This is a genomic window from Azotobacter beijerinckii (genome assembly GCF_900110885.1).
In the GTDB taxonomy this organism is placed as follows: domain Bacteria; phylum Pseudomonadota; class Gammaproteobacteria; order Pseudomonadales; family Pseudomonadaceae; genus Azotobacter; species Azotobacter beijerinckii.
Map to the genome: position 1 here is coordinate 25,891 of NZ_FOFJ01000027.1, position 23,215 is coordinate 49,105.

Genomic DNA, 23,215 nt, shown 5'->3' on the forward strand with positions numbered 1-23,215 from the left:
GGTCTAGACGCTGTGTTTCTTCTGCGCCCGGGCGTCGGCGACGCCGCGGTTGGCCAGCAGGTCGGCGCGTTCGTTGCCGGGGTGGCCGGTATGCCCGCGCACCCAGCTCCAACTGACCTGGTGGCGGTTGACCTGCTCGTCGAGCTGCTGCCAGAGATCGGCGTTCTTCACCGGCTGACGCGCGGCGGTCTTCCAGCCGCGCTTCTTCCAGTTCGGCAGCCATTCCTGGATTCCGCGCATCACGTACTCGGAGTCGGTGGTCAGTTGCACCTCGCAGGGCCGCTTGAGTTCGGCCAGCGCGCGGATAGCCGCGGTCAGCTCCATGCGGTTGTTGGTGGTTTCCGCCTCGCCGCCCCAGAGTTCGCGCTCGACGCCCCGGCAGACCAGCAGCGCACCCCACCCCCCGAGGCCGGGATTACCCTTGCAGGCACCATCGGTATAGATTTCGACCTTATCGCTCACTCAAGCCCCATGTTTCGACGCGCGCCGGCTGACCTTGACCACCGGCAGCGGCAGCAGCTTGCCGATGGGCTCGCGGCGGTTCTGCGGCAGCGGCCGCAGACCGACCACCAGCTTGCGCACCACCAGCAGGTAGAAGCCGCCGCCCGGCATCCGCCAGGACTCGCCCCAGGACTCCAGGTGCGCGGTGCGGGATTGCCAGACGCTGGATGAAAACGGCGGACGATAGCATCCGAAGCGGCGTTTCTCCAGCGCGAAGCCGAGCAGCGCCAGCCAGTCGCCGACCCGGCTGGAGCCGATGCAGCGGGCCTGGCGCAGGACATCGCCGGCGAAATGGCGGCGCAGCCCCCAGAGGCTGCGCGGATTGATGCCGACCACCAGCAGGTGACCGCCGGGGCGTACGCTGCGCGCCGCCTCGCGCAACAGCGCATGGGGCGACAGGCTGAAGTCCAGGGCATGCTGCAGCACCACCACGTCGGCGGCGTGTTCGGTCAGCGGCCAGGCCTGCTCCTCGCAGACGATCTGCACCCCCGGCAAGGGCGGCCCCAGGCGTACGCTGCAGCGGATTTGCCCCGCCCCCTCGAACTCGCCCGGCGGGCCGTAGTGCACCAGATAGCCCCCGAAGAAGCGCGCCAGCTCCTCCCTGAGCAGACGCTGCTCCTCCTGCAGCATCTGCTTCCCCAGCGGCGTGGCGAACCAGTCGCGAGCGGCGCTCATCAGCGACAGCCACTGGGCATCGACGGTGGCGAAAGCTTGGTCGGTCATGAAAGCTCCCTGCGTGCAGGCACTCGGTCTAAGATTGAACGGATTCTTTTAAGTTTAGCGACTGCTCGCGTCAACACGCCCTCGGCGCACGGCGACACGGGGGCCGAAATCCCCTCATACCGTAATAGACGAACTCGACAGGAGAATGCGGGAAGCACTCGGCAATGCGGCAACGCCGCCTCTCCCGCGAACACAGCATGGTACGGATCGACGCACTCCCCGCCTTCCAGGACAACTACATCTGGCTACTGCAGAACCCGGCCACCCGGCAAATCGCCGTGGTCGACCCGGGCGATGCCGCCCCGGTGCTCGCCTGGCTGGAGACAAACCCCGGCTGGCGGCTCGCCGACATACTGATCACCCATCACCACGCCGACCACATCGGCGGCGTGGAAACCCTCAGGCAGGCCACCGGCGCCCGGGTGCTCGGCCCGGACGACGAACGCATCCCGGCCCGAGACCTCACGCTGCACGACGGCAAGGAAGTCGACGTCCTCGGCTGCATCTTTCGGATTCTCGAGGTGCCGGGCCACACCCGCAGCCACATCGCCTATTTCCACGACGCCGCGCAACCCTGGCTGTTCTGCGGCGATACCCTGTTCGCCGCTGGCTGCGGGCGCCTTTTCGAGGGCACGCCGAGCCAGATGCACCGCTCGCTGCGCCGGCTGGCCGAGCTGCCCGAGGCGACGCTGGTGTACTGCACCCATGAGTACACCCAGAGCAACCTGCGCTTCGCCCAGGCCGTGGAGCCGGACAATCCTGCCATCGCTCGACGTCTGGCCAAGGTGAGTGCCTGGCGCGCCGAAGGGCGCAGCAGCCTGCCGTCGAACTTGGCTCTGGAGCGGGAAACCAACCCCTTCCTGCGCACCGGGGAAACATCCGTAAAAGAAACGATGACCCGCCGCAGTGGCCGGGCAGAACTTGCTCCAGATCAAATTTTCGCTGAATTGCGGGCATGGAAGGACAACTTCTAGGTAGCGGCCTACAGTTTGAAAGTCCCCGATGGGTTGACCCCCCCTCGGGGGGCTTCCTAGAATCGGCCCACTTTTTTGTCCGGACTTTCCACCTGCCAATGTCAAAGTCACTTTTCGAGAGTGTTGCCCCAGGCGTGTTGGCGCGGCGCAGCCCGCTCCTCGTCGCCCTCCTGGCCGCATCCTTGGCCGGCTGTCAAAGCACCGACAATCGACACGATGCCGATTATTCGGCAATCGCCGCGAAGAGGCGCGAGGCCCACTGGCAGGACCAGGCTGCCGGCCAGCAGCACCAGGACATCTGGGAACGTATGCGCGAGGGCTTCGCCCTGCAGGACGAGATCGGCGTCAACCCGCGCATCGAGCGCCAGCGCCTGTGGTTCGTCAGCAACCCGGCACACATCGACAAGGTCAGCGAGCGCGGCGCGCTTTATCTTCACTACATCGTCGAACGCCTGGAAGAGCGCGGGATGCCGCTGGAGCTGGCCCTGCTGCCGGTCATCGAGAGCGCCTATAATCCCCTGGCCTATTCCCGCTCCCATGCGGTGGGCCTCTGGCAGTTCGTTCCCGCCACCGGTCGCGACTACAACCTGCACCAGACCCAGTGGTACGATGGTCGCCGCGATATCACCGCCTCCACCCAGGCGGCTATCGAGTACCTCTCCCGACTCAACGAGATGTTCAACGGCGACTGGCTGCTCGCCCTGGCCTCCTACAACGCTGGCGAAGGCACGGTCAGCCGGGCCATCGAGCGCAACCGCCGGCTCGGCCTGCCCACCGACTACTGGAACCTGCCCCTGCCCAGGGAAACCCAGGACTACGTGCCCAAGCTGCTGGCCCTGTCCCAGGTGATCAGGACTCCCGAGGCCTACGGCATCAGCCTGAGTCCGATTGCCAACGAACCCTATTTCGACCGGGTGGAAATCGGCGGCAGCATGGAACTGTCGCGCCTCGCCGAAATGGCCGGCATCGATCAGGGCGAACTGATCCAGCTGAACCCGGCCTACAAGCGCGGCATCACCCTGGACGGCCCCCAGTACCTGCTGGTACCGACCGAAAATGCCGAGCGGCTGCAGCTCAATCTGGGACGGACCCCCGAGCAGTTGGCCGAATGGCGGAAACAGCGCCTGGCCGCCGGTCGGGGCGCGCCCCGACCGAGGAGGCCGGAGCTGCACCGGACCTTCACCCTGCAGCAGGTCAGCACGCCGCCAAACGCGCGGATGCTGGCCATGGTGGAAGAGCCGCGCCGGAATCTCGTCAAGAAGCGCCAGTCGGTAACCTACTACTACAGGGTACGCAAGGGCGACTCGCTCCACGGCATCGCCCAGCGCTTCCAGGTCGACGCCAAGACGCTGCAGCGCTGGAACGCCCTGAACGACCAGACGATCCGCCCGGGGCAAACCCTGACCCTCTTCCTGGCAAACTGACAGCACCCGGCGACACCCGGCCCCGAAGGGTCGTGCGCCTCGCCCCGCGAATGCGGGGAAGCCCCCGGGGCACGAGCTTTTTCCAAGGCTGACAAGCTGTTACTGTAGCGACCCGAATGCCCAGAAGTCGCCATGGATCGGACCCTCCCACCGATGCGTCCCCTCTGCCTGTTGTTGCTCAGTTTGCTCGCGAGTGCGCCGGCGAGCGCACGCATCACCGAAAGCCATGGTTACGCCCAGTTCGGCACGCTCAAGTATCCCTCCCACTTCAGCCACCTCGACTGGGTCGACCCTGAGGCTCCCAAAGGCGGTTCGCTGCGCCTGATGGCACTCGGCACCTTCGACACCCTGAACCCCTATAGCTTCAAAGGCACCAGCCCCTCGGCGACAGCCGACTTCCTCCAATACGGCATCACCGAGCTGAACGAGCCGCTGATGGTCGGCTCGGGCGTGTACGATCCCTCCGGGGACGAACCCGCCTCCAGCTACGGCCTGATCGCCAAGACCATCGAGTACAATGAAACCCGTAGCTGGGTGGTGTTCAACCTGCACCCATCGGCCCGCTTCCATGACGGCAAGCCGATCACCGCCCGGGACGTGGCTTTCTCCTACCGCCTGCTCAGCGAGGAGGGTCACCCCCAGTACCGCACCGAGTTGAGCGAAGTGCAGCGGGTCGACGTCCTCGGGCGTCACCGCATCCGCTTCGTCTTCAAGCGCTCGGGCAATCCGCTGCTGATCCTGCGCCTCGGCGAGCTACCGGTGCTTCCCCGCCACTACTGGAAAAGCCGTGACTTCAAGGCCACCACCTTCGAACCGCCGCTGGGCAGCGGCCCCTACCGCATCGTCCAGGTACAGCCCGGCCGACGCCTGGTGTTCGAACGGGTGAAGGACTGGTGGGGCGCAAAGTTGCCGATCAACCGCGGCAAGTACAACTTCGACCGGGTCGAGGTGGACTTCTACCGCGACAGCGGGGTCGCCTTCGAGGCCTTCAAGGCCGGGCAGTTCGACGTCTACATCGAGCACCAGGCGAAGAACTGGGCCAGCGGCTACCACTTTCCCGCTGTGCAGACCGGCCAGGTGATCCGTGCCGAGATCCCGCACCGGATCCCGACCCAAACCCAGGCGCTGTTCATGAACACCCGGCGCAGCGTGTTCGCCGACCCCCGGGTGCGCGAAGCCCTGGGGCTGATGTTCGATTTCGAATGGACCAATCGTACCCTGTTCTACGGCGCCTACCGGCGCGCCGAGAGCCATTACCCGAACAGCGAGTTTTCCGCCACCGGCAAGCCCGACGGCAAGGAATGGCTGCTGCTGTCCAAGCACCGCCAGCAACTGCCCGAGCGCCTGTTCCACGAGCCCTTCCCGATACCACGGACCGATGGCCGCGGCATCCCCCGCGAGACCCTGCGCCGTGCCCTCGCCCTGCTCGGCGAGGCCGGCTGGAAACTCTCCGGCCAGCAGTTGGTCGATGCCGGGGGCCAGCCGCTGCGCTTCGAGATCCTGCTGGTCAACCCCAGCCTCGAGCGCATCCTCCAGCCCTACAGCGAGAACCTCGCCAACCTGGGCATCGAGGTGCGGCTGCGCACCGTGGATCGCGCCCAGTACAAGCAGCGGCTGGACCACTTCGACTACGACATGATCCTGCTGACCCTGCCGCAGACCCTCAGCCCCGGCCTGGAGCAGTGGTCGTACTTCCATTCGAGCCAGGCCACCGTGAAGGGCGGCAAGAATTACGCGGGCATCGCCAACCCGGTGGTCGACAGCCTGCTGGAAAGCCTCCTGGCGGCACAGACCCGGGAACAGCAGATCGCCGCCGCCCGCGCACTGGATCGCGTCCTGCTCTGGCAGCATTACAGCATCCCGAACTGGTACATCAATCATCACCGCCTGGCGTACCGCAACAGGTTCGCCTTCGTCACCACGCCCCCCTACACCCTGGGCCTGCGTGCCTGGTGGCTGAAGTCCACGGAGAACGACCGATGACGCGCCCACTACGCTCCTTCCTGCTCGCGGCCGGCAGCAGTCTGCTGCTCGGTCTGGCCGGCCTGGCCCAGGCCGCGCCGCAACACGCCCTGACGCTTTACGGCGAGGCGCCGAAATACCCCCCCGGTTTTCCGCACTTCGACTACGTCAACCCGACTGCGCCCCAGGGCGGCACCCTGCGCCAGGCCGGCTTCGGCAGCTTCGACAGCCTCAACCCCTTCATCAACAAGGGTGTCGCCGCCGACGAGATCGGCCTGGTCTACGACACCCTGACCCGCCACGGCCTGGACGAGCCCTTCACCGAATACGGCCTGCTCGCCGAGAAGATCGAAAAAGCCCCGGACAATAGCTGGGTACGCTTCTACCTGCGCCCCGAGGCGCGCTTCCACGACGGTCATCCGGTGACTGCCGAAGACGTGGTGTTCAGCTTCGACACCCTGATGAAGGACGGTGCCCCGATGTACCGTGCCTACTACGCCGACGTCAGCCGGGCGGTCGCCGAAGACGAGCGCCGGGTGCGCTTCGACTTCAAGCACGCCGGCAACCGCGAACTGCCGCTGATCCTCGGCCAACTGGCGGTGCTGCCCAAGCACTGGTGGGCCGGCCGCGACTTCACCAAGTCCGGTCTGGAGCCGCCGCTGGGCAGCGGCCCCTACCGGGTGGCCGACGTCCAGCCCGGACGCAGCATCCGCTACGAGCGGGTCAAGGACTGGTGGGGCAAGGACCTGCCGGTCAACCGCGGCTTCTACAATTTCGACGCGATGCAGGTCGACTACTACCGCGACAATACCGTCGCCCTCGAAGCCCTCAAGGCCGGACAGTTCGACTACTGGCTGGAGACCAGCGCGAAGAACTGGGCGACCGCCTACGACACCCCGGCGGTCAAAAACGGCCAACTGATCAAGGAAGAGATCGCCAACAACAACCCGGCCGGCATGCAGGGCTTCATCTTCAACATCCGCCGACCGCTGTTCCAGGACCGCCGGGTACGCGAGGCCCTGGGCCTGCTATTCGACTTCGAGTGGACCAACCGCCAACTGTTCAACGGCGCCTATACCCGCACCCGCAGCTACTTCGACAACTCCGAGCTGGCCTCCCGCGGCCTACCCGATGCGGCCGAGCTGAAGATCCTCGAACCGCTGCGCGAACAGATCCCGCCGGAAGTCTTCAGCAGCGAGTTCCAACTGCCGGTCAGCGACGCCAGCGGCATCGTCCGCGACCAACAGCGGCGTGCCTACCAGCTGCTGCAAGAGGCCGGCTGGCGGGTCGAGGGCGACCGCATGCTGGATGCCAAGGGCCAGCCGGTGCGCATCGAGTTCCTCCTCGCCCAGGCCGAGTTCGAGCGCATCCTGCTGCCCTACAAGCGCAACCTGGCCGATCTCGGCATCGACCTGGAAATCCGCCGGGTGGACCTCTCCCAGTACATCAACCGCCTGCGCTCGCGCGACTTCGACATGATGGTCGGCGGCTTCAGCCAGTCCAACTCGCCGGGCAACGAACAGCGCGAATACTGGCACTCGGTCAGCGCCGACAACCCGGGCAGCCGCAACTTCATCGGCCTCAAGGACCCGGCCATCGACCGTCTGGTCGACGGCCTGATCCAGGCCGACACCCGCGACAGCCTGATCGGCCACACCCGGGCGCTGGACCGGGTGCTGCTGTGGGGCTACTACGTGGTGCCCAACTGGCACATCAAGACCTGGCGGGTGGCCTACTGGAATCGCCTCGGCCACCCGACGGTGACTCCGCGCTACGACATCGGCCTGTATACCTGGTGGAGCAAACCCCAGGCCGCCGCCACCCCGGTCGCCCCGGCGAGCACGGAGCGCTGAGATGCTCGCCTACATCCTGCGCCGCCTGCTGCTGATCGTGCCGACCCTGTTCGGCATCCTGCTGCTCAACTTCGTCATCATCCAGGCCGCTCCCGGCGGTCCGGTGGAGCAGGCCATCGCCAAGCTAGAAGGCTTCGAGGCCGCTGCCGGTGGCGCCACCGGACGCATTTCCGGCGGCGGCAGCGAGGTTTCCGCAGGCAGCTCGCGCTACCGCGGCGCCCAGGGCCTGGACCCCGAGCTGATCGCCGAGATCGAGCGGATGTACGGCTTCGACAAGCCGGCCCACGAGCGCTTCTGGCTGATGCTGACCAACTACCTGAAACTGGACTTCGGCGAGAGCTTCTTCCGTGACGCCACGGTCGTCGACCTGATCATCGAGAAGATGCCGGTGTCGATCTCCCTGGGGCTGTGGAGCACCCTGATCATGTACCTGGTGTCCATTCCCCTGGGGATAGCCAAGGCGGTCCGCCACGGCAGCGCCTTCGACGTCTGGACCAGCTCGGCGATCATCGTCGGCTACGCGATCCCCGCCTTCCTGTTTGCCATCCTGTTGATCGTATTGTTCGCCGGCGGCAGCTACTTCGACTGGTTCCCGCTGCGTGGGCTGACTTCGAACGACTTCGACGAACTCAGCCTGGGCGGCAAGGTCCTCGACTACTTCTGGCACCTGGCCTTGCCGGTGACCGCGCTGGTGATCGGCAACTTCGCCACCCTCACCCTGCTGACCAAAAACAGCTTCCTCGACGAGATCAACAAGCAGTACGTGGTCACCGCCCGCGCCAAGGGCCTGTCGAAGAGCCGCGTGCTCTACGGACACGTCTTCCGCAACGCCATGCTGATCGTCATCGCCGGCTTCCCGTCGGCCCTCATCGGCCTGTTCTTCACCGGTTCACTGTTGATCGAGGTGATCTTCTCCCTCGATGGCCTGGGCCTTCTGAGCTTCGAGGCGGCAATCAACCGCGACTATCCGGTGGTGTTCGGCACCCTGTTCATCTTCACCTTGCTGGGACTGGTCGTGAAACTGATCGGCGATCTCACCTATACCCTGGTCGATCCGCGCATCGACTTCGAAAGCCGGGAGGGCTGAAGATGCAGCTGACCCCTCTCAACCGGCGCCGGCTGGAACGCTTCAAGGCGCACAAACGCGGCTGGTGGTCGCTCTGGCTGTTCCTCGCACTGTTCGTCGCCAGTCTCGGTGCCGAGCTGATCGCCAACGACCAGCCGCTGGTCGTGCGCTACGACGGTGGCTGGTACTTCCCGGTGCTCGAGCGCTACCCGGAAACCACCTTCGGCGGCGAATTCCCGCTGAGCACCAACTACAAGAGCCCTTACATCCGGAACCTGATCGCCGAGAAGGACGGCTGGATGCTCTGGCCGCCGATCCCCTTCAGCTATTCGAGCATCAACTACGAGCTGACCGTCCCGGCGCCGGCGCCGCCATCAGGGGTCAACTGGCTGGGCACCGACGACCAGGGCCGCGACGTGCTCGCCCGGGTGATCTACGGCTTTCGCATCTCGGTGCTCTTCGCTCTGATCCTGACCCTGCTCAGTTCGCTCATCGGCGTCGCCGTCGGTGCCCTGCAGGGCTTCCACGGCGGCTGGGTCGATCTGATCGGCCAGCGTTTCCTGGAGGTCTGGTCCGGCCTGCCAGTGCTCTACCTGCTGATCATCCTGGCCAGCTTCGTGCAGCCGAACTTCTGGTGGCTCTTGGGCATCATGCTGCTGTTCTCCTGGATGAGCCTGGTCGATGTAGTGCGCGCCGAGTTCCTACGCGGCCGCAACCTGGAATACGTACGCGCCGCCCGCGCCCTGGGCATGGGCAACGGCGCGATCATGTACCGCCACATCCTGCCCAATGCCATGGTCTCGACCATGACCTTCATGCCCTTCATCCTCACCGGCGCCATCGGTACCCTCACCGCCCTGGACTTCCTCGGCTTCGGCCTGCCGCCCGGCGCACCCTCCCTCGGCGAGCTGGTCGCCCAGGGCAAAGCCAACCTGCAGGCGCCCTGGCTGGGAATCACCGCCTTCGTAGTGCTGGCGCTGATGCTCAGCCTCCTGGTGTTCATCGGCGAGGCCGCGCGCGATGCCTTCGATCCGAGGAAATGAGATGAACGACTCGCAAAACCTCATCGAGATCCGCGACCTGGCCGTCGAATTCGTCAACGGCGAGCAGGTGCAGCGCGTGGTGGAAGGCGTCAGCTTCGACATCCGCAAGGGTGAGACCCTGGCCCTGGTCGGCGAAAGCGGCTCCGGCAAGTCGGTCACCGCCCACTCCATCCTGCGCCTGCTGCCTTACCCGCTGGCCCGCCACCCGGCCGGCAGCATCCGCTACGCCGGGCAGGATCTGCTCAAACTCGGCGAGCGCCAGCTGCGCGGCATCCGCGGCAACCGCATCGCCATGGTCTTCCAGGAGCCGATGACCTCGCTGAACCCGCTGCACAGCATCGAGAAGCAGATCAACGAGGTTCTCGCCCTGCACAAGGGCCTGCGCGGCGCAGCCGCCACCGCGCGCACCCTGGAGCTGCTCGAGCTGGTCGGGATTCCCGAACCGCACAAGCACCTCAAGGCCTATCCCCACGAACTCTCCGGCGGCCAGCGACAGCGGGTGATGATCGCCATGGCCTTGGCCAACGAGCCGGAGCTGTTGATCGCCGACGAGCCGACCACCGCGCTGGACGTCACCGTGCAGTTGAAGATCCTCGAGCTGCTCAAGGACCTGCAGGCCCGCCTGGGCATGGCGCTGCTGCTGATCACCCACGACCTCAACCTGGTGCGGCGCACCGCCCACCGGGTCTGTGTCATGCGCGGTGGCAGCATCGTCGAACAAGCCGGCTGCGAGGAAATCTTCCACGCGCCGAAGCACCCCTATACTCAGGAACTGCTCGGCGCGGAACCGCGCGGCGAGCCGGTGGACAACCCGGTCGGCGAACCGCTGCTGGAAGTTGAGGACCTGCGCGTCTGGTTCCCGATCAAGAAGGGCCTGCTGCGCCGCACGGTCGACCACGTCAAGGCGGTGGACGGTATCCGCTTCACCCTGCACCGGGGCCAGACCCTGGGGATCGTCGGGGAAAGCGGCTCCGGTAAGTCCACCCTCGGCCTGGCGATCCTGCGCCTGCTTTCCAGCCAGGGCTCGATCCGCTTCCGCGGCCAGACGCTGAACGGCCTGTCGCAGCGTGAGATCCGCCCCCTGCGGCGGGAGATGCAGGTGGTCTTCCAGGACCCCTTCGGCAGCCTCAGCCCGCGCATGTCGGTGGGCCAGATTGTCGGCGAGGGCCTGCGAATCCACGGCTCGGGAACGCCGGCCGAGCAGGAGCAGGCAATCGTCGAGGCGCTCCGGGAAGTCGGCCTGGACCCGGAAACCCGCCACCGCTATCCCCACGAGTTTTCCGGCGGGCAGCGGCAGCGGATCGCTATCGCCCGGGCGCTGGTGCTGAAACCGGCGCTGATCCTGCTGGACGAGCCCACCTCGGCGCTCGACCGCACGGTGCAGCGTCAGGTGGTGGAACTGTTGCGCTCGCTGCAGCGCAAGTACGACCTGACCTACCTGTTCATCAGCCACGACCTGGCGGTGGTTAAGGCGCTCAGCCATCAACTGATGGTGGTCAGACAGGGACAGGTGGTCGAACAGGGGCCGGCGCGGGAGATCTTCGCCGACCCGCAACATATTTATACACGGCAGTTGCTGGAAGCCGCCTTCCTGGCTCCCGGCTCCGCCGATTAACTAGAAAGAGGAACTGATCTATGGGATTTCTCGCCGGTAAGCGCGTACTGATCGTCGGCGTCGCCAGCAAACTGTCCATCGCCTCGGGCATCGCCGCCGCAATGCATCGCGAAGGCGCCGAACTGGCCTTTACCTATCAGAACGACAAGCTCAAGGGCCGCGTCGAGGAGTTCGCCGCCGGCTGGGGCTCCGGTCCCGAGCTGTGCTTCCCCTGCGACGTGGCCAACGACGAGGACATCGCCAAGGTCTTCGCGGAGCTGGGCAAGAAGTGGGACGGCCTGGACTGCATCGTCCATTCGGTCGGCTTCGCCCCGGGCGACCAGTTGAACGGCGACTTCACCGAGGTCACCACCCGCGAGGGCTTCAAGATCGCCCACGACATCAGCGCCTACAGCTTCGTCGCCCTGGCCAAGGCCGGCCACGAGATGATGAAGGGCCGCAACGGCAGCCTGCTGACCCTGTCCTACCTGGGCGCCGAGCGCACCATGCCCAACTACAACGTGATGGGCATGGCCAAGGCCAGCCTGGAAGCCGGCGTGCGCTACCTGGCCGCCAGCCTCGGACCGGAAGGCACCCGCGTCAACTGCATCTCCGCCGGCCCGATCCGCACCCTGGCCGCCTCCGGCATCGCCAGCTTCCGCAAGATGCTCGCCGCCAACGAGCGCCAGACCCCCTTGCGCCGCAACGTGACCATCGATGAAGTCGGCAATGCCGGTGCTTTCCTCTGCTCCGACCTGGCCTCGGGCATCAGCGGCGAAATCCTCTACGTCGACGGCGGCTTCAACACCACCGCCATGGGGCCGCTGGAAGACTGAGTCTCCGCCCCGGAAGACTGGCGGTCCAGCCGGTCGCCACTGACAATGCCCGCATCGGAAGATGCGGGCATTGTCGTTTCTGCGCCCGCCCCGAAATGCCCCCTTTCGCCCGAGGTCGATACCGTCATGCAAGAGCAGTCCCCCGCCGAGCTGATCTACGGTCTGGACGACCGCCCCGCTCCCCTGCCGGCGCTCTTCGCCGCCCTGCAGCACCTCCTCGCCAGCTTCGTCGGGGTGATTACCCCGCCGCTGGTGATCGGCGCGACGCTCGGTCTGGGCGAACAGCTCCCCGACCTGATCAGCATGGCGCTGCTGGTTTCCGGCATCGGCACCTTCCTCCAGGCCTGGCGGCCGCTGGGCATCGGCGCCGGGATGATCTGCCTGCAGGGCACCAGCTTCACCTTTCTCGGCGCGGTGCTGGCGGCCGGCCTGCTAGCCAGGAACCGCGGCGGCGGCCCCGAGGAGATCCTCGCGCTGATCTTCGGCGTGTGCTTCCTCGGCGCCTTCGTGCTGATCGCCCTCAGCCGCTTCATCGGCCAGCTGCGCCGGGCGATCAGCCCGCTGACCACCGGCATCGTCATCACCCTGATCGGCGTCAGCCTGATCAAGGTCGGCATCACCGATATCGGTGGCGGCTTCGGTGCCGCGGACTTCGGCGCGCCGGGCAATCTCGCCCTGGGTGCGCTGGTGCTGCTGACGATCGTCCTGCTCAACCGCTCGCCGCGACCCTGGGTACGCCTGTCGGCGATCATCGTCGCCCTCGCGCTCGGCAGCCTGGCCGCCTGGCTCTGCAACCTCTTCGTGCCGCAGCCGCTCCCCGAACTGCCGGCGCTCAGCCTGCCGCAGCCCTTTCGCTACGGCTTCGACTTCGCCTGGGCGGCCTTCGTGCCGGTGGCGCTGGTCTACCTGATCAGCACCATCGAGACGGTCGGCGATCTCACCGCCAACTGCCTGCTGTCGCGCCAGCCGATCTCCGGCCCGGCCTACCTGGGCAGGCTCAAGGGCGGCGTGCTCGGCGACGGCGTCAGTTGCCTGATCGCCGCCAGCCTCGGTGCCTTTCCCAACACCACCTTCGCGCAGAACAACGGAGTGATCCAGATGACCGGCGTGGCCAGCCGCCATGTCGGCCTGTATATCGGTGCCCTCCTTTTCACTCTCGGTCTGTTCCCGACGCTCGGCGCGCTGCTGCAGCAGATTCCCAAGCCGGTGCTGGGCGGCGCTACCCTGATCATGTTCGGCAGCGTCGCCGCCGCCGGCATCCGCATCCTCGCCCGCAGCGCCCTGGACCGCCGCGACATGCTGGTCATTGCCGCCTCCCTCGGCGTCGGCCTGGGCATCGCCGCACAACCGCAGCTACTGCAGCAAATGCCCGAGATCGTGCGCAACCTGTTCGACTCGGCGATCACCGTCGGCGGCCTGACGGCGATTTTCCTCGACCTGCTGCTGCCGCGCGAAGCACCGTCCGAGGAAACGACACAGCCCTGAAGGTGACCTCCAGTCAGGGGCGCGATTCGCCGGCAGGCAATGTCGCCCCTCGGGCGGCGATTGGGCGGCGCATGGTCAGCGCGATCCCCGCGAAGACCAGAGCGATGCCAGCGAGGTGATAAGGCTGCGGTCGCTCGCCCAGCAGCAGTGCCGAGAGGATGGTGCCAAACACCGGCATCAGGTGGATGAACAGCGAGCCGCGTGCCGGCCCGATGGCGGCAACGCCCGCGTTGTAGCAGAGGAACCCCAGGAAGGCCGCTACCACGCCGGCATAAAGAATGCCGCCGATGGACTGCGCGGTGAGCACGATCGAGCGTCCCGCCGCGATCTCCCAGACGTAGAGCGGCGCCTGAGCCAACAGGCCGACGGCGATGAACGCCGCGAGCAGCAGCATCGGATGCACGCCCTGCGGCCGCCACTGCAGGCCCACGGTGTAAAGCCCCCAGGACAGCACCGCCGCAAGCATCCACAAATCGCCAATGTTCAGGCTCAGAGCCAACAGGGTTTCGAGACTGCCCTGGGCCACCAGAACCATCACCCCGCTCAGCGAGACCGCCACGCCAAGGGCCTCCTGGCGGTTGAGGCGCTTGCCGAAGAACAGGCAGGCCAGGGCGATGGTCGCCACGGGGATGAAGGAGTTGAGCAGGATGGCGCTGGTCGCCGTGGTGTACTGCAGGGCGATATAGGAGAAGGTGTTGTAGCCGCAGACGCCCAGCACGCCGAGCAGGAGCACCGCCCGCCAGCCCGCGCGCAGGGCCGGCCACTGGCTGCGCAAATGCGGCAGGGCGAGCGGCAGGACCAGCAGGAAGGCGGTGGTCCAGCGCCAGAACGCCAGCCCCACCGGCGGCAGCTCGCCGCGCAGCCCGCGGCCCATCACAAGATTCCCCGACCAAAACAGCGACGCCAGGGTGAGCAACAGATAGGGATTGGCCAGCAATCGCTTCATCGGGGCATCCCGCTTGGACAGGGCGTCACTTTTCGTCCTTCAAGGGCACTATCGGCGGAGTCGGCGTGTAGACCATCACCTCCAGCACCGAGGAATGAAATTCCCGGTGGTAGAGCACCATGACCACGCCCGCCGTGACCAGCATGAACACCCAGGGATTGATGAACCAGGCCAGCATGGCCAGGCCGAAATAGTAGGCGCGCAGCCCCAGGTTGAACTGGTTGGCGGCCAGCGAGATCACCCGCGCGACACGCTCGGCGAAGGCCCTGCGCTCCTGCTCGGTGACATGCCGCTCCCCGACCATGGGAGCAGCCCCCACCAGCACCGCCGCGAAATTGTACTGGCGCATGCACCAGGTGAAGGTGAAGAAGGCATAGACGAACACCACGCTCAGCCCGAGCAGCTTGATTTCCGACAGCTCGCGAGTCGTCGCCTGGACGAAGGGCAGCTCGGCCAGCAGGGAAACCGCCTGCTCGGACGAGCCCAGCACGGTGAGAATGCCGGCGAGGATGATCAGCGTGCTGGAGGCGAAGAAGGAAGCGCTGCGCTCCAAGCTACCGATCACGCTGGCATCGGCGATGCGGCTCTCGCGCAGCAGCAGACGGCGCATCCAGTCCTCGCGATAGAGGTGCATGATGCTGGCCAGGCAGGGGGTATCGCGGCCCTTCCAGGTCGCATAGCGGGTATAACCGCCCCAGCAGAACACGAACCAGAAGACTGCGAGCAGGTGAGGCAGATAGCTTTGGGCGCTGAACATCGGTACTCCTTGTCGGGCGACAGCAATGCCGCGAGAGGCCCGTCACTTTACCCAGACATCCAAAAAATGCCAGTCGGCGGAACCGACTGGCATTTCCCGGCAAGAGGCTTCGACAGTCTCAGGAGCGCTTCATTTCCCAGCCGGTCAGCTCGGCCAGGGCCTTGCCGATATCCGCCAGGGAACGCACGGTCTTCACCCCGGCATCCTGCAGGGCAGCGAACTTCTCGTCCGCAGTGCCCTTGCCGCCGGAGATGATCGCGCCGGCATGCCCCATGCGTTTGCCGGCCGGCGCGGTAACGCCGGCAATGTAGGAAACCACCGGCTTGGTGACGTTCGCCTTGATGTAGGCCGCCGCCTCTTCCTCGGCACTGCCGCCGATCTCGCCGATCATCACGATGGCCTCGGTCTGCGGATCGCTCTGGAACAATCCGAGGATGTCGATGAAGCTGGAGCCCGGGATCGGGTCGCCGCCGATCCCCACGCAGGTGGACTGGCCGAAGCCGGCATCGGTGGTCTGCTTCACTGCCTCATAGGTCAGGGTGCCCGAACGGGACACGATGCCGACCTTGCCCAGCTGGTGGATGTTGCCCGGCTGGATGCCGATCTTGCACTCGCCGGGCGTGATCACGCCCGGGCAGTTGGGGCCGATCAACCGCACACCCAACTCGTCGCACTTGAGCTTGACCTGCAGCATGTCGAGGGTCGGGATGCCCTCGGTGATGCAGACGATCAGCCGGATGCCGGCGAAAGCCGCCTCGAGGATGGAGTCCTTGCAGAACGGCGCGGGCACATAGATCACCGAGGCATCGGCGCCGGTGGCCTCCACGGCCTCCCTGACAGTATTGAACACCGGCAGGCCGAGATGGGTGGTGCCGCCCTTGCCCGGGGTCACGCCGCCGACCATCTGGGTGCCATAGGCCATGGCCTGCTCGCTGTGGAAGGTCCCCTGGCTGCCGGTGAATCCCTGGCAGATGACCTTGGTGTCCTTGTTGACCAGGATGCTCATGGATTGCCCTCCGCCGCCTTGACCACCTGCACCGCCGCATCGGTCAAGCTGCTGGCCGCAATGATGTTCAAACCGCTCCGAGCCAGGGTTTCGGCACCCAGTTCGGCGTTGTTGCCTTCCAGTCGGACGACCACCGGAACCTTGACGCCCACTTCCCTGACCGCGCCGATGATGCCCTCGGCGATCATGTCGCAGCGCACGATGCCGCCGAAGATGTTGACCAGTACGGCCTTGACGTTGGCATCGGAGAGAATGATCTTGAACGCCTCGGTCACCCGCTCCTTGGTCGCCCCGCCCCCGACGTCGAGGAAGTTGGCCGGCTTGCCGCCGTGGAGATTGACGATGTCCATGGTGCCCATGGCCAGGCCGGCGCCGTTGACCATGCAGCCGATGTTGCCCTCGAGGGCCACGTAGTTCAGCTCCCACTTCGCCGCATGCGCCTCGCGGGGATCCTCCTGGGCCGGGTCGTGCATGGCACGCAGCCTGGGCTGGCGGAACAGCGCGTTGCTGTCGAGATTGATCTTGGCGTCCAGGCAAAGGAGATTGCCGTCCTTCTGGATCACCAGCGGATTCACCTCCACCAAGGCCAGATCGTGCTCCAGGAACAGCTTGGCCAGACCGATGAAGATGTGGGTGAACTGCTTGAGCTGATCCCCCGCCAGGCCCAGCTGGAACGCCAGCTCGCGAGCCTGGAACGGCTGGGCGCCGAGCAGGGGATCGAGGGTGGCCTTGAGAATCTTCTCGGGCGTGTCGTGGGCGACCTTTTCGATGTCCATCCCCCCTTCGGTCGAGGCCATGAAGACGACACGACGACTGGCGCGATCGACCACTGCTCCCAGGTAGAGCTCCCGTTCGATTTCGGTGCACGCCTCGACCAGGATCTTGCCGACCGGTTGCCCCGCGGCATCGGTCTGATAGGTCACCAGCCGCTTGCCCAGCCAACTGACCGCGAAGTCCTTCGCCTCTTCCCGGCTCTTGACCAGCCTGACGCCACCGGCCTTGCCACGACCGCCGGCATGCACCTGGGCCTTCACGACCCAGGTGTTGCCGCCGATCTTATCGCAGGCCTCCGCCACAGCCTCGGGGGTATCGACGGCAAAGCCTCTGGATACGGGTAAACCATATTCGGCAAAAAGCTGCTTGCCCTGATATTCGTGGAGATTCATGTCCGTTTACCGTTCTGGTTGTTATGAGCTGTCCTTGCGCAGCGTGATGCTTCGCCCATGCTGCCACGGTCGCGATGACCATACCATACCAACGAAAACAGCGCGGCAGACGCTCCGTCTGCAGCCGGAAGAGCTGCAGCGGATTGTCTGCCGCCAGGTGTTGCGTCTTGCTATCTATTACTTCTTGCGGTTGGCAATGTGAATCGCATGACCGCTGACCGCCAGGGCGGCTTCATGCAGCGCCTCGGACAGGGCCGGGTGCGAGAAGACCATCATGCCCAGATCTTCGGCACTGCTGCCGAATTCCATGGCGATGGCGCCCTGCTGGACCAGTTCGGCGGCGCTCGGGCCGATCACGTGAACGCCCAGCACGCGGTCGGTCTTGGCATCGGCGATGACCTTGACGAAGCCGGCGGTGTCATTGGCAGCCATGGCACGGCCGCTGGCGGCGAACGGGAAGACACCGACATTGACGGCCACGCCTTCGGCCTTCAGGGCCTGCTCGGTCTTGCCGACGGTGGCGATTTCCGGGTGGGTGTAGATCACCGCCGGAATCAGGTCGTAGTTCATCTGGGCCTTGTGGCCGGCGATGCGCTCGGCAACCATCACGCCCTCTTCCGAAGCCTTGTGGGCCAGCATCGCGCCGCGCACCACGTCGCCGATGGCGTAGACGCCGGGCACGCTGGTCGCGCAGTAGTCGTCGACATAGATGAAGCCACGCTCATCCATGGTCACGCCGCTGTCGGCAGCCAGCAGATCGGTTGTCACCGGGCGACGGCCGACCGCAACGATCAGCTTGTCGAAGGTCAGCGCTTTCTCGCCTTCGGCATCGGTGAACTTGACGGTGACCTGCTTGTCCTTGACCTCGGTGCCGGTGACGCGGGCGCCCAGGAGGATCTTCAGACCCTGCTTGGTGAGGATCTTGTGGGCTTCCTTGGCAACCTGCTCGTCGACGGCCGGGAGGAACTTGTCCATGGCTTCCAGCACGGTCACTTCGGTACCCAGGCGGGCCCAGACCGAGCTCAGTTCCAGACCGATCACACCGGCACCGATCACGCCGAGCTTGCCCGGAACGCTCTGGAAGTCCAGGGCGCCAGTGGAGTCGACGATCACGTCCTGGTCGACCGGGGCCGGGGGAATTTCCACCGGCTTGGAGCCGGAGGCGAGAATGACGTTCTCGGTGTCGAGCACCTGGGTGCTGCCATCGGCGGCGGTGACTTCGACCTTCTTGCCGGCCAGCAGCTTGCCATGACCTTCGAACAGGGTGACACCGTTAGCCTTGATCAGCGCGGCAACGCCACCGGTGAGGTTCTTAACGATCTGGTCTTTACGAGCGACCATGGTCGGCACGTCCATGGCGACTTCGCCGGTGCTGATGCCGTGGATCTTGAAGCTCTCGTGTGCCTCGTGGAACTTGTAGGAGCTGTCCAGCAGGGCTTTGGAGGGGATGCAACCCACGTTCAGGCAGGTGCCGCCCAATGCGGTCTTGCCTTCCTTGCCCTTGTACTTCTCGATCACGGCAGTCTTGAGGCCGAGCTGGGCGGCCTTGATGGCAGCCACGTAGCCGCCGGGGCCGGCACCGATCACAATCACGTCGAACTTCTGGCTCATAGCGAATCCTCTTCTTTAAAGCAGCGTAAAGCCGCCGGCACGGGCCTCCTCGGAGGCCCGTGCGGCAGCTTGCGGTCCTAGATCAGATATCCAGCAGCAGGCGAGCCGGGTCTTCCAGGAGGTCCTTCATGGTCACCAGGAAGGTAACGGCTTCCTTGCCATCGATCAGACGGTGATCGTAGGACAGGGCAAGGTACATCATCGGCAGGATGACCACCTGGCCGTTGACGGCCATTGGGCGCTCCTGGATCTTGTGCATGCCGAGGATCGCGGTCTGCGGCGGGTTGACGATCGGGGTCGACAGCAGGGAACCGAATACACCACCGTTGGAAATGGTGAAGGTACCGCCGGTCATTTCCTCGATGGTCAGCTTGCCGGCCTTGGCCTTCTTGCCGAACTCGTTGATGCCACCTTCGATTTCCGCCAGGCTCATGAACTCAGCGTTGCGCAGCACCGGCACCACCAGGCCACGGTCACTGGACACGGCCACGCCGATATCCTGGTAGCCGTGGTAGACGATGTCGTTGCCGTCGATGGAGGCATTGACGCCCGGCTGACGCTTCAGAGCCTCGACAGCGGCCTTGACGAAGAAGGACATGAAGCCCAGACGCACGCCGTTGTGGGTCTTCTCGAACAGGTCCTTGTACTTGTTGCGCAGCTCCATGACCGGCTTCATGTTGACTTCGTTGAAAGTCGTCAGCATGGCCATGGAAGACTGGGCTTCGACCAGGCGCTCGGCAACCTTGGCGCGCAGGCGGGTCATCGGCACGCGCTTCTCGACGCGGTCGCCGGCAGCGAACAGCGGAGCGGCAGTGGCGGCAGCAGCCGGCTGGCCGGCGGGAGCGGACTTCTTGGCTTCCACGGCAGCGACCGCGTCTTCCTTGGTGACGCGACCACCCTTGCCGGTGCCGGTGATGCTGTCGGCAGCGATGGCGTTTTCCTCGGTGATCTTGCGGGCAGCCGGGGACAGGATCGGCGCTTCGGCAGCGGCCGGAGCAGCGGCAGCCGGAGCCGCAGCGGCCGGAGCCGGAGCAGCGGCCGGAGCGGCAGTGGCAGCGCCGCCTTCGGTCAGCTTGCCGAGCAGTTCGCCGCTGAGCACGGTGTCGCCCTCGTTCTTGACGATCTCGGCAATCACGCCGTCCGCTTCAGCAAGCACTTCCATCACGACTTTGTCGGTCTCGATGTCGACGATCAGCTCGTCACGCTTGACAGCTTCGCCAGGCTTCTTGTGCCAGGTAGCGACAGTACCGTCCGCGATCGATTCCGGGAAAGTCGGGGCTTTGATATCGATAGCCATTATCTAAAGTTCCTATTGATTCGTTGCTTCTGCGAGAAGGCGTTAAACAGTAAAAGCATCCTGCAGCAGTTTTTCCTGCTGCTCGGCATGCATCGACGCGTAACCGCAAGCCGGAGCGGCCGAGGCTTCGCGACCGGCGTACTGAAGGAGCAGGTCCTTCTTGTGCGCGCTGGCAACACGACGCATGTGATGCTGGCTGCAGTACCAGGCGCCTTGGTTCATCGGCTCTTCCTGACACCAGACCACGTGCTTGAGGTTGGTGTAGGGCGCCATGACCTCGGCCAGCTCCTCTTCCGGGAACGGATAGAGCTGCTCGATACGGACGATGGCGATGTCCTCGCGACCTTCGGCACGACGCTTGTCCAGCAGGTCGTAGTAGACCTTGCCGCTGCACATGACCAGACGCTCGACTTTCTTCGGATCGAGGCTGTCGACCTCCGGCAGGACTGGATGGAAGGAGCCGTGAGCCAGGTCTTCCAAGGTGGAGATAGCCGACTTGTGGCGCAGCAGCGACTTCGGCGTCAGAACCACCAGCGGCTTGCGAAGCGGGCGGATCACCTGGCGACGCAGCATGTGGTAGACCTGCGCCGGAGTGGTCGGCACACAGACTTGGATGTTCTGCTCGGCACACAGCTGCAGGTAGCGCTCCAGACGGGCGGAGGAGTGCTCCGGACCCTGGCCTTCGTAGCCGTGCGGCAGCAGCATGGTCAGGCCGCACAGACGGCCCCACTTGGTCTCGCCGCTGCTGATGAACTGGTCGATCACCACCTGGGCGCCGTTGGCGAAGTCGCCGAACTGGGCTTCCCAGATCACCAGCGCATTCGGCGTGGTGGTGGCGTAGCCGTATTCGAAAGCCAGTACGGCCTCTTCCGAGAGGAAGGAGTCGTACAGATCGAACGTCGGCTGACCCTCGTAAAGATTCTGCAGCGCGATGTAGCGGCTGGCATCCTTCTGGCTGTGCAGCGCGGCATGACGGTGCGAGAAGGTACCGCGACCGACATCCTGACCGGTGATACGCACCGGATGGCCTTCTTTCAGCAGGGTGGCGTAGGCCAGGGTCTCGGCGCAGCCCCAGTTGATCGGCATGGCGCCCACGCCCATACGATCGCGATCCTCAAGGATCTTGGCGACCTGGCGCTGGACCACGAAACCCTCCGGAATCTGCAGCAGTTTGGCGTTCAGCTCCTGCAGGGTCTTCAGGTCGAAGCTGGTGTCGTGGCGGGCAGTCCAGGCGTGGCCCAGGTACGGGCTCCAGTCGACAAACAGCTCGGTGTTCGGCTCCTTGACCAGGCTCTTGAGCACGTGCTGGCCGTTATCCAGGGCGGTACGGTACTCGTCGCCCTTGGCCTGGACTTCTTCCTGGCTCAGGCTGCCTTCCTTGACCAAGGCGTCGGCGTACAGCTCGCGGGTGGTGCGCTGCTTGGCGATCTGCTGGTACATCAACGGCTGAGTGCCACTCGGCTCGTCGGCCTCGTTGTGACCGCGACGGCGGTAGCAAACCAGATCGATGACCACATCGCGCTTGAACTGCATGCGGTAGTCGACGGCCAGCTGGGTCACGAACAGCACAGCTTCCGGATCGTCACCATTGACGTGCAGAACCGGCGCCTGAATCATCTTCGCCGGATCGGTGCAGTATTCGGTGGAGCGGGTGTCGACCGGATTGCTGGTGGTGAAGCCAACCTGGTTGTTGACCACGATGTGAATGGTACCGCCCGTCTTGTAGCCGCGGATCTGCGACATCTGGAAGGTTTCCATCACTACGCCCTGACCGGCGAAGGCCGAGTCGCCGTGGATGGAGATCGGTACCACCTTCTCGCCGGTGGTGTCGCCGCGACGGTCCTGACGGGCGCGTACGGAGCCCTCGACCACTGGGGAAACGATTTCCAGGTGCGACGGGTTGAACGCCATGGCCAGGTGCACTTCGCCACCCGGAGTCATCACGTTGGAAGAGAAGCCCTGGTGGTACTTCACGTCACCGGAGCCCAATTCGACCAGCTTCTTGCCTTCGAACTCGTCGAACAGGTCTCGCGGGCTCTTGCCCAGCGCGTTGACCAGCAGGTTCAGGCGGCCACGGTGGGCCATACCGACGACGACTTCCTTGGTGCCGTAGGAGCCGGAGCGCTGGATGATCTCGTCGACAACCGGAACCAGGCTCTCGCCGCCTTCCAGACCGAAGCGCTTGGTGCCCGGGTATTTGGTGCCCAGGTATTTTTCCAGACCCTCGGCAGCAGTCAGGCGCTCGAGCAGGTGGCCTTTCACCTCTTTGGAGTAGACCGGGCGACTACGCACGCTCTCCATGCGCTGGGCGAACCAGTTACGCTGCTCGGAATCGACGATATGGGTGAACTCGGCGCCGATAGTGCGGCAATATGTCTCCTGCAATGCCTGCAGGATTTCGCGTAGGGTCGCTTCTTCCTTGCCGATGTAGAGCTCGCCGGTACGGAAGATGGTGTCCAGATCAGCGTTGGTCAGCCCGTAATGGGTGATCGACAGATCGGAAGGCGCGGTGCGCTGCCACAGGCCGAGGGGGTCCAGCTGCGAGGCCTGATGGCCGCGCATGCGATAAGCCTGGATCAGACGCAGGACTTCGACCTGCTTCTTCTCGTGTTCGGTGCTTACGCTGGAGGTTGCAACCGGCTGTGCACGACGCTGGTTCTTCGCCAGCAGAATGAACTGGTCACGGACCGGAGCGTGCGGAACATCGGTAGCGATACCGCCATCGGCGGGCAGTTTCTCGAAGTAGGTGCGCCACTCTTCGGGCACCGCGTTGGGGTCGTGCAGGTAGAGCTCGTAGAGCTCTTCCACATAGGCAGCATTTCCACCGGAGAGGTGGGCACTGTTCCACATGCGCTGCATAACGCTATCTTGCATGCTTGGTCACCCTTATGAGGGGATACCATCGGCGCGAGCCGCACATGGTCGTTCCAAAGTCATGGAGCAGCGACTTTGGTAAAGCCACTACGGATCC

At 65.1% G+C, this 23,215-nt stretch carries 18 protein-coding genes; 9 read left to right on the forward strand and 9 right to left on the reverse strand.

The window, feature by feature from the left end; translation table 11 throughout:
• Nucleotides 1–3 precede the first annotated feature (3 nt).
• Entirely contained in the window at nucleotides 4–462 is a 459-nt protein-coding gene (gene rnhA / locus BMY22_RS14080; RefSeq protein WP_090623068.1) for a ribonuclease HI, read from the reverse strand.
• On the reverse strand, nucleotides 463–1,224 hold the full coding sequence (locus BMY22_RS14085) for a class I SAM-dependent methyltransferase (protein ID WP_090623070.1): 762 nt from the start codon (nucleotides 1,222–1,224) through the stop codon (nucleotides 463–465).
• Between the two features lie 197 nt (nucleotides 1,225–1,421).
• Here BMY22_RS14085 and gloB point away from each other — a divergent pair, with 197 nt between their 5' ends.
• From gloB to BMY22_RS14130, 9 genes are all read left to right on the forward strand, one after another.
• Nucleotides 1,422–2,198 (forward strand): hydroxyacylglutathione hydrolase, encoded by a 777-nt coding sequence (gene gloB, locus BMY22_RS14090; protein WP_090623126.1) that lies wholly within the window; start codon nucleotides 1,422–1,424, stop codon nucleotides 2,196–2,198.
• 98 nt (nucleotides 2,199–2,296) lie between these two features.
• Nucleotides 2,297–3,622 carry a transglycosylase SLT domain-containing protein gene (locus BMY22_RS14095; protein ID WP_090623072.1) on the forward strand — a complete coding sequence of 442 codons (1,326 nt, stop codon included), beginning with the start codon at nucleotides 2,297–2,299 and terminating at the stop codon, nucleotides 3,620–3,622.
• Nucleotides 3,623–3,775: 153 nt separating this feature from the next.
• The gene (locus BMY22_RS14100; RefSeq protein WP_090623074.1) at nucleotides 3,776–5,605 is read left to right on the forward strand and encodes an extracellular solute-binding protein; all 1,830 of its coding nucleotides are present in this window, start codon (nucleotides 3,776–3,778) and stop codon (nucleotides 5,603–5,605) included.
• A complete protein-coding gene (locus BMY22_RS14105) occupies nucleotides 5,602–7,437 on the forward strand; it encodes an extracellular solute-binding protein (protein ID WP_090623076.1) in 1,836 nt (611 codons plus the stop codon). Before BMY22_RS14100 ends, BMY22_RS14105 begins: the two co-directional genes overlap by 4 nt.
• A 1-nt stretch (nucleotide 7,438) precedes the next feature.
• Entirely contained in the window at nucleotides 7,439–8,524 is a 1,086-nt protein-coding gene (locus BMY22_RS14110; RefSeq protein ID WP_090623078.1) for a microcin C ABC transporter permease YejB, read from the forward strand.
• Nucleotides 8,525–8,526: 2 nt separating this feature from the next.
• Nucleotides 8,527–9,546: an ABC transporter permease gene (locus tag BMY22_RS14115; protein WP_090623081.1), complete on the forward strand. Its 1,020-nt coding sequence runs from the start codon at nucleotides 8,527–8,529 to the stop codon at nucleotides 9,544–9,546.
• Nucleotide 9,547: 1 nt separating this feature from the next.
• Nucleotides 9,548–11,161, forward strand: coding sequence for an ABC transporter ATP-binding protein (locus BMY22_RS14120; RefSeq protein ID WP_090623083.1), 1,614 nt, complete (start codon nucleotides 9,548–9,550; stop codon nucleotides 11,159–11,161).
• 20 nt (nucleotides 11,162–11,181) lie between these two features.
• Complete coding sequence (gene fabI, locus BMY22_RS14125) at nucleotides 11,182–11,976, forward strand: enoyl-ACP reductase FabI (protein ID WP_090623085.1); 795 nt, start codon at nucleotides 11,182–11,184, stop codon at nucleotides 11,974–11,976.
• A 126-nt stretch (nucleotides 11,977–12,102) separates the two neighbouring features.
• Nucleotides 12,103–13,461 (forward strand): uracil-xanthine permease family protein, encoded by a 1,359-nt coding sequence (locus BMY22_RS14130; RefSeq protein WP_090623087.1) that lies wholly within the window; start codon nucleotides 12,103–12,105, stop codon nucleotides 13,459–13,461.
• Between the two features lie 13 nt (nucleotides 13,462–13,474).
• On the opposite strand, the gene BMY22_RS14135 is transcribed toward BMY22_RS14130, so the two are convergent.
• The 7 genes from BMY22_RS14135 to BMY22_RS14165 all read right to left on the reverse strand — a co-directional run bounded on the left by BMY22_RS14135 (nucleotide 13,475) and on the right by BMY22_RS14165 (nucleotide 23,118).
• A complete protein-coding gene (locus tag BMY22_RS14135) occupies nucleotides 13,475–14,407 on the reverse strand; it encodes a DMT family transporter (RefSeq protein WP_090623089.1) in 933 nt (310 codons plus the stop codon).
• A 25-nt stretch (nucleotides 14,408–14,432) separates the two neighbouring features.
• Nucleotides 14,433–15,164 carry a DUF599 domain-containing protein gene (locus BMY22_RS14140; RefSeq protein ID WP_090623091.1) on the reverse strand — a complete coding sequence of 244 codons (732 nt, stop codon included), beginning with the start codon at nucleotides 15,162–15,164 and terminating at the stop codon, nucleotides 14,433–14,435.
• Between the two features lie 118 nt (nucleotides 15,165–15,282).
• Complete coding sequence (gene sucD, locus BMY22_RS14145; RefSeq protein ID WP_090623094.1) at nucleotides 15,283–16,170, reverse strand: succinate--CoA ligase subunit alpha; 888 nt, start codon at nucleotides 16,168–16,170, stop codon at nucleotides 15,283–15,285.
• Nucleotides 16,167–17,336 (reverse strand): ADP-forming succinate--CoA ligase subunit beta, encoded by a 1,170-nt coding sequence (sucC, locus tag BMY22_RS14150; RefSeq protein WP_090623097.1) that lies wholly within the window; start codon nucleotides 17,334–17,336, stop codon nucleotides 16,167–16,169. Before sucC ends, sucD begins: the two co-directional genes overlap by 4 nt.
• Before the next feature lie 177 nt (nucleotides 17,337–17,513).
• On the reverse strand, nucleotides 17,514–18,947 hold the full coding sequence (gene lpdA / locus BMY22_RS14155; RefSeq protein WP_090623099.1) for a dihydrolipoyl dehydrogenase: 1,434 nt from the start codon (nucleotides 18,945–18,947) through the stop codon (nucleotides 17,514–17,516).
• Nucleotides 18,948–19,029: 82 nt separating this feature from the next.
• Nucleotides 19,030–20,244 carry a dihydrolipoyllysine-residue succinyltransferase gene (sucB, locus tag BMY22_RS14160; protein ID WP_090623101.1) on the reverse strand — a complete coding sequence of 405 codons (1,215 nt, stop codon included), beginning with the start codon at nucleotides 20,242–20,244 and terminating at the stop codon, nucleotides 19,030–19,032.
• A 42-nt stretch (nucleotides 20,245–20,286) separates the two neighbouring features.
• Complete coding sequence (locus BMY22_RS14165) at nucleotides 20,287–23,118, reverse strand: 2-oxoglutarate dehydrogenase E1 component (protein ID WP_090623104.1); 2,832 nt, start codon at nucleotides 23,116–23,118, stop codon at nucleotides 20,287–20,289.
• Nucleotides 23,119–23,215: the final 97 nt, after the last annotated feature.

What these genes read in the sequence shown, in the direction of transcription:
- BMY22_RS14085 (WP_090623070.1), bottom strand. Translation starts at nt 1,224, where the DNA reads ATGACCGACCAAGCTTTCGCCACCGTCGATGCCCAGTGGCTGTCGCTG.
- gloB (WP_090623126.1), top strand. Translation starts at nt 1,422, where the DNA reads ATGGTACGGATCGACGCACTCCCCGCCTTCCAGGACAACTACATCTGG.
- BMY22_RS14095 (WP_090623072.1), top strand. Translation starts at nt 2,297, where the DNA reads ATGTCAAAGTCACTTTTCGAGAGTGTTGCCCCAGGCGTGTTGGCGCGG.
- BMY22_RS14100 (WP_090623074.1), top strand. Translation starts at nt 3,776, where the DNA reads ATGCGTCCCCTCTGCCTGTTGTTGCTCAGTTTGCTCGCGAGTGCGCCG.
- BMY22_RS14105 (WP_090623076.1), top strand. Translation starts at nt 5,602, where the DNA reads ATGACGCGCCCACTACGCTCCTTCCTGCTCGCGGCCGGCAGCAGTCTG.
- BMY22_RS14110 (WP_090623078.1), top strand. Translation starts at nt 7,439, where the DNA reads ATGCTCGCCTACATCCTGCGCCGCCTGCTGCTGATCGTGCCGACCCTG.
- BMY22_RS14115 (WP_090623081.1), top strand. Translation starts at nt 8,527, where the DNA reads ATGCAGCTGACCCCTCTCAACCGGCGCCGGCTGGAACGCTTCAAGGCG.
- BMY22_RS14120 (WP_090623083.1), top strand. Translation starts at nt 9,548, where the DNA reads ATGAACGACTCGCAAAACCTCATCGAGATCCGCGACCTGGCCGTCGAA.
- fabI (WP_090623085.1), top strand. Translation starts at nt 11,182, where the DNA reads ATGGGATTTCTCGCCGGTAAGCGCGTACTGATCGTCGGCGTCGCCAGC.
- BMY22_RS14130 (WP_090623087.1), top strand. Translation starts at nt 12,103, where the DNA reads ATGCAAGAGCAGTCCCCCGCCGAGCTGATCTACGGTCTGGACGACCGC.
- BMY22_RS14135 (WP_090623089.1), bottom strand. Translation starts at nt 14,407, where the DNA reads ATGAAGCGATTGCTGGCCAATCCCTATCTGTTGCTCACCCTGGCGTCG.
- BMY22_RS14140 (WP_090623091.1), bottom strand. Translation starts at nt 15,164, where the DNA reads ATGTTCAGCGCCCAAAGCTATCTGCCTCACCTGCTCGCAGTCTTCTGG.
- sucD (WP_090623094.1), bottom strand. Translation starts at nt 16,170, where the DNA reads ATGAGCATCCTGGTCAACAAGGACACCAAGGTCATCTGCCAGGGATTC.
- sucC (WP_090623097.1), bottom strand. Translation starts at nt 17,336, where the DNA reads ATGAATCTCCACGAATATCAGGGCAAGCAGCTTTTTGCCGAATATGGT.
- lpdA (WP_090623099.1), bottom strand. Translation starts at nt 18,947, where the DNA reads ATGAGCCAGAAGTTCGACGTGATTGTGATCGGTGCCGGCCCCGGCGGC.
- sucB (WP_090623101.1), bottom strand. Translation starts at nt 20,244, where the DNA reads ATGGCTATCGATATCAAAGCCCCGACTTTCCCGGAATCGATCGCGGAC.
- BMY22_RS14165 (WP_090623104.1), bottom strand. Translation starts at nt 23,118, where the DNA reads ATGCAAGATAGCGTTATGCAGCGCATGTGGAACAGTGCCCACCTCTCC.